This is a genomic window from Xanthomonas populi, from assembly GCF_002940065.1.
In the GTDB taxonomy this organism is placed as follows: domain Bacteria; phylum Pseudomonadota; class Gammaproteobacteria; order Xanthomonadales; family Xanthomonadaceae; genus Xanthomonas; species Xanthomonas populi.
Genome location: NZ_MDEJ01000195.1, coordinates 1 through 5328 on the forward strand (window position 1 = coordinate 1; position 5328 = coordinate 5328).

5 protein-coding genes are annotated in these 5328 nt (G+C 61.6%); 2 read left to right on the forward strand and 3 right to left on the reverse strand.

From position 1 onward, the window contains the following. Positions 1–188: 188 nt before the first annotated feature. The 3 genes from XpopCFBP1817_RS19325 to XpopCFBP1817_RS19335 are packed head-to-tail and all read right to left on the reverse strand — an operon-like array spanning position 189 to position 2483. A complete protein-coding gene (locus tag XpopCFBP1817_RS19325) occupies positions 189–761 on the reverse strand; it encodes a hypothetical protein (RefSeq protein ID WP_425479135.1) in 573 nt (190 codons plus the stop codon). Positions 762–775: 14 nt separating this feature from the next. After that, positions 776–2128, reverse strand: coding sequence for a TonB family protein (locus XpopCFBP1817_RS19330; protein WP_128418329.1), 1353 nt, complete (start codon positions 2126–2128; stop codon positions 776–778). Further along, positions 2118–2483, reverse strand: coding sequence for a BlaI/MecI/CopY family transcriptional regulator (locus tag XpopCFBP1817_RS19335; RefSeq protein WP_128418330.1), 366 nt, complete (start codon positions 2481–2483; stop codon positions 2118–2120). Before XpopCFBP1817_RS19335 ends, XpopCFBP1817_RS19330 begins: the two co-directional genes overlap by 11 nt. Positions 2484–2638: 155 nt before the next feature. On the opposite strand from XpopCFBP1817_RS19335, the gene XpopCFBP1817_RS19340 reads away from it, so the two are divergent. Both XpopCFBP1817_RS19340 and XpopCFBP1817_RS19345 read left to right on the forward strand, forming a co-directional pair. Continuing rightward, positions 2639–4597 carry an acetyl-CoA hydrolase/transferase C-terminal domain-containing protein gene (locus XpopCFBP1817_RS19340; RefSeq protein ID WP_128418331.1) on the forward strand — a complete coding sequence of 653 codons (1959 nt, stop codon included), beginning with the start codon at positions 2639–2641 and terminating at the stop codon, positions 4595–4597. A gap of 57 nt (positions 4598–4654) precedes the next feature. Further along, the coding region (locus XpopCFBP1817_RS19345; RefSeq protein WP_128418332.1) for a DDE-type integrase/transposase/recombinase at positions 4655–5328 on the forward strand (674 nt) is incomplete at its 3' end.

The following is a 5328-nucleotide window of genomic DNA, read 5'->3' on the forward strand; positions in this document are numbered from 1 at the left end:
CGATCTCCACTTGGCGTTGCTCTGGCTTGCATGCTCCATCATCTGCTTACGGCTTCTTCCTGGGTTTTGTTAGCCGCTCTAAAACGATTTGACGGCGATGCGTACGTTAACTGCGGCAACGTGCTGCTTCAGCCTCGCGCTACGTGCGCGGATCGGTCAACGCATCCATCAGTTGAAGCAAGGCACCATCAGCGTGCAACCTTGCCGGTGCGCACGCTGACCTTGCCCTGCCGTACTTCGAAGGTGAACGCGAACGACAGCGTCACCGGTACGGGGTCCTGACGCTCGGCGCCGGTGCAATCGTCTAACGCTGCCGGTTGCGCCACACCGGACGCAAACGTGCACATTGCGGCAGGCACGAACTGCCATTGCTGCACTGTGGTGCGCACCGACTGCACCAGATCGGCATTATCCGGCTGCAGACCGGCCGCGCATTCGTCGCGATCGGACATGGGGTCGACACGCTGTACCGCGCCTTCAGCGCTCAAGATCACATGCGCGCACACGGTGGTCGGTGGCAAGGTCTGCCGTGGCGCATCGGACGGCAGCGCCTGCGCATCGCTGCGCAGCGCGCGCGGCATACGGAAGCGCTGTGTCGGCGCCAGCGTGTAAGGCTCGATGGAAGAATCGCCGCCACCTCCTGACTGCGAGCTCAGCATGCGCTGGTCCACCGAATCTTCGCGCTGGCTACGCTGCTGTTCCTGTACGCCTTGCGTAGCACATGCGCCAAGCGACAGCGCCAGGACTGCTGCAGCGCACATCGGAGCAAATTTCATCACAGCGTCTCCTGCATCGCGCAGCCTGGTAAAGCGCAATCGGCAAGACGGTTGGACGGTGGCGCATCCGATCGCGCGCTGCTAGCGCTGTAGCCGGCATTGGCATCGGCAGCCTTGGACGGTTGCTCAGGCGTATCCAGTTCGAACTTCACCGGCACGCGCACTGTGGAAGCAATCGCTTTACCGTGTGCATATGCAGGTTTCAGTCGCCATTGGCGCGCTGCATCCAGCACCGCCTGATCAAACACACCGGCCGGCTTACTCTGTACGACGGCGATGTGCTGCGGTACGCCGCTCGGGTCGACATCGAAATGCAGTTCGACAAAGCCTTCAATGCCGGCATCGAATGCAGCTACCGGATATTTCGGCGGTCGCATCGTGGTGAAGTCTATATATTTCGGCGATCGCATCGCAGCGAAATCTACCGCGTTGCCGGCAGCCAGCGCCGGTTGTGCTGGTATCGCGATGCGCGCCGGCTGCAGGGTCCAGGCGGCGGTGCTGATCGTCGCCGCGAGCAGCAGTACCACCGCAAAACTCCAGCGCGAACGCCTGGCGTCTTTCACTGGACCGCGCAGCGCCGCGATACGTTGCGTCAACGGATGCGGTGCAGCCCAATGACAGGCGAGCGGTGTGCAACCGGCGCCAAACTGGGTCTTGAGCATGGCGTTGGCGTAGCTGCGGCGCTTGCCTGGATGTTGTGCAAGTACGGCCGCATCGCAGGCAAGCTCCTGATCCAGCCGGAACGCGCGCCAGGCCAGATGCATCAGCGGGTTGAACCAACCGATGCAGAGCATCAGTGCAGCAAGCAGATTGGCGTGCATATCGCCGCGGCGCAGATGCAGCTGTTCGTGCGCCAGCACCAACGCACGTTCGGCAGCGCAATAGCGCGTATTGAAATCCGACGGCACCACGATACGTGGCCGCCAGAGTCCCAATGATGCCGGCAGCCCTGCGTCATGCGTTGCCGACCACACTGCATTGTCCAGCGTGTGCAAAGGACCCATGCTGCGCACGAAACGATACTGCCGCAACCACAGCACGACTGCCAGCAGCGCTGCGCCACTCAGCCACACCGCCAAGATCGATGCCGCCAACGCCGAAGCACCGTCATGCGCGCTTGAGAGAGCAGGCATGGCGACCAGCAACGGAATCTTCAACATCGCTGCATCTGCTTGCGGGCTAGGCAGCACGGCAGCCAACAACGCGAGCGGAACGCATGCCCAGACCGCATACGCCGCCGTTGCACCAAGCCAGCTACGCAATGGATGGCGCAGGAGCAAACAGATAGATAGCGCCGCTGCGGTGTAGAGCATTGCGCGTAGCAGTGGCGGAACCAGCGCGTCAGGGCTCATCGTCTAATTCCTTGATCAGCTTTTTCAATTCCGCGATGTCGGACGCGCTGAGCTTTCCGCGCTCGCTGAAATGCGCCACCAGTGGCGCTACACGTCCACCGAACAACCGTTGCAGCAATCCTTCGCTCTGCTGCTGCACCCACTGCTCGCGTTGCAACAGCGGTGTATAGAGATATTTGCGCCCGTCTTTTTGCGCAGCAATGGCGCCTTTGTTGAGCAGGCGATTGAGCAAGGTCTTGATGGTTGGATCGGCCCAATCGGTCTGCGACAGCGCAGCAACGACATCTTCTGCCGTGCGCGGAGCGCCGTCCCAGAGTACTTGCATCACCACTGCCTCTGCGTCGCTGATCGGCATCCGATTACACCCGTGATTTTTATTTATTACACGCGTAAAAATTAAGTCTGTCAAGCCTGTTTCTTTGGGAATTTAGAGCAGCGATCGAAGCAATCAACAGTTTATGCCGGCTGCCGCGGCAACCGGCTCGCCATCGGCTCGGATACTCTGCACGGATGACCGAACATCTCACTGACCTGCCCTCTGCCGTGGAGCGGATTCTGCAACGGATCGATGGCCCATTACGCGTCGCAGCGCCGTTGGGCATCGGCAAGCCGCATCGGCTGCTGAATGCGTTGTATGTACAGCTCAAGGCCACGCCGTCACGCCCGCTGGCGCTGTACACCGCACTGTCGCTCAATCCGCCCACGCCAGGTGCGGGACTTGAGGCGCGCTTTGCCGCACCGTTCGCTGCACGCCATTTCGGTGACGACTTTCCGCGCCTGGCGTATGTCGATGACATGCTGCGCGATGCGCTGCCCGCGCATGTGCAAGTAGAAGAGTTCTACATGCAGTCCGGCGGCTTGCTGCATTCCACGCAGGCGCAGGCCGACTACACGAGTCTGAACTACACGCACGCGGCTGCGGCGGTGGCGCAAAGCGCGCCCAACGTGATCGTGCAAAAAGTGGCGCGCGACCCGGACGGTACGCGGTTGTCGCTGTCGTGCAACAACGACATCACCCAGGACACGCTCGATGCGGTGCAGGCACTCGGGCTGCCACGTCCGCTGTTGGTGGCGGAGGTCGACCCGCAATTACCGTGGATCGGTGGCACTGCAGCCGTGGACGAAGCATTCTTCCATCTGGTCATCGACCTGCCCGGCACGTCGCCACGGCTGTTCGGCTTACCGCGGCAACCGGTGAACACCGTCGACTACGCCATCGGTTTGTATGCGAGCACGCTGGTGCGCGATGGCGGCACCTTGCAGATCGGCATCGGCACCCTGGCCGATGCGCTGAGCCATGCGCTGGTGCTGCGACATACCGACAACGCGGCCTATCGGCGGGGGCTGCATGCGCTGGATCCGGAGCTGGAACAGCATCCTGCTGTGCTTGCAAGCGGTGGCCTGGAGCCGTTCGAGATCGGCTTATATGGCTGCAGCGAAATGCTCAATGAAGGTTTCAGGCAACTTGTGGACAGCGGCGTGATCCGTCGGAAGGTGCATGACGATCTGCCGCTGATGCAGCGCATGGCCGACGGCAGCGCCGACGCTGCCGATCACGCGCGGCTGGCACGCGAAGGCGAGTTACTGCATGGCGCGTTCTATCTCGGATCGCCGGATTTTTACCAGTGGCTACGCGATCTGGATGCGGGGAAGCGCGGGGCGATCGGCATGCGCCGCATCAGCCAGATCAATCAACTGTATGGCGGCAACGAAGCATTGGAGCGTTTGCAACGCCACCAGGCGCGCTTCTTCAAATCCTGCATGATGGCCACCGCGCTCGGCGCGGCGGTGTCCGATGGGCTGGAAGACGGCCGTGTGGTCTCCGGCGTCGGTGGCCAGTACAACTTCGTGGCCATGGCGCATGCCTTGCCGCAAGCGCGTAGCGCGTTGATGCTGCGCGCAACGCGCAATTGCGGCAAACATGCAGCCAGCAATGTGCGCTGGAGTTATGGTCACACCACGATCCCGCGCCATCTGCGTGATGTGTACATTACCGAGTACGGCATCGCCGATCTCCGTCACCAGACCGATCAGGACTGTGTGCTGGCAATGGTGGGCATCTGCGATTCCCGTTTTCAGGACACCTTGCTTGCAACGGCACAGGCATCGCGCAAGCTGCGCGGCGACCCTGCACCGCCTGCCCATGCACAACGCAACACACCCCAGGCGCTGGAACAGGCATTGGCGCCGTTTCGCCGCGATGGCAGCCTGCCCGACTATCCACTCGGCAGCGACTTTACTGAAATCGAGCAACGTCTGCTGCGCGCACTGACCTGGCTCAAACGCGCAACTGGCAGCAACAGCGCCAAGCTGGCCACGTTGGCACAGGCACTGTTGTCACGCGATACCGGGGATGCGAACGATGCTGCGTGCATGCAGCGCATGGCATTGAACACGCAACGCAGCATCGGCGAGCGCCTGCAGGCCAGGCTGCTGGCGTATGCCTTGCACAGGACATCTGCACACTAGGTGTTTGATCCCAGGTGTTGATGGTGCACTCTTTTCCCTCGAATGGAAGCAAGCACGATGGGCCAGGTTCTACATGGGAGCGCCACCACGACAGAGGCGATCCGTCGAGCGATACAACAGAGTCAAGAGAGCCTGAGAGCGCTGTCCAAGCGCTACGGCATCAACCAAAAGACAGTGGCGAAGTGGAAGACGCGGACCTCGGTTGCCGATGTGCCAACCGGGCCGACGCCGCCGCGTTCCACCGTGTTGTCCGTTGCGGATGAGGCGGCGATCGTCGCTTTCCGCAAGCACACGTTGCTGCCGCTGGACGACTGTCTCTACGCACCGCAGCCGAGCATCCCGCGTCTGACGTGCTCATCGCTGCACCGCTGCCTGCAGCGCCATAGCATTTCGCGGCTACCCGACATCAAAGGCGACAAAGCCGCAAAGAAGCGGTTCAAAAACGATCCGATTGGCGACTTCCACATCGACATTGCACAGGTGCAGACGGCCGAGGGCAAGCGCGCTCTGTTCGTGGCCATCGACAGGACGTCCACGTTTGCGCTCATCGAACTCCATGCCTCGGCCAACAAGATGGTTGCAGCGCAATTCCTGCGCACTGTGATCCAGGCGGTGCCCTATGCTCTGCAGACGGTTCTGACGGATAACGGTATCCAGTTCACCAACCGCAGTGCCGACCGCTATGCCTGTGCGCATCTCTTCACTCGTGTCTGCGAGGAGCACGGCATCGA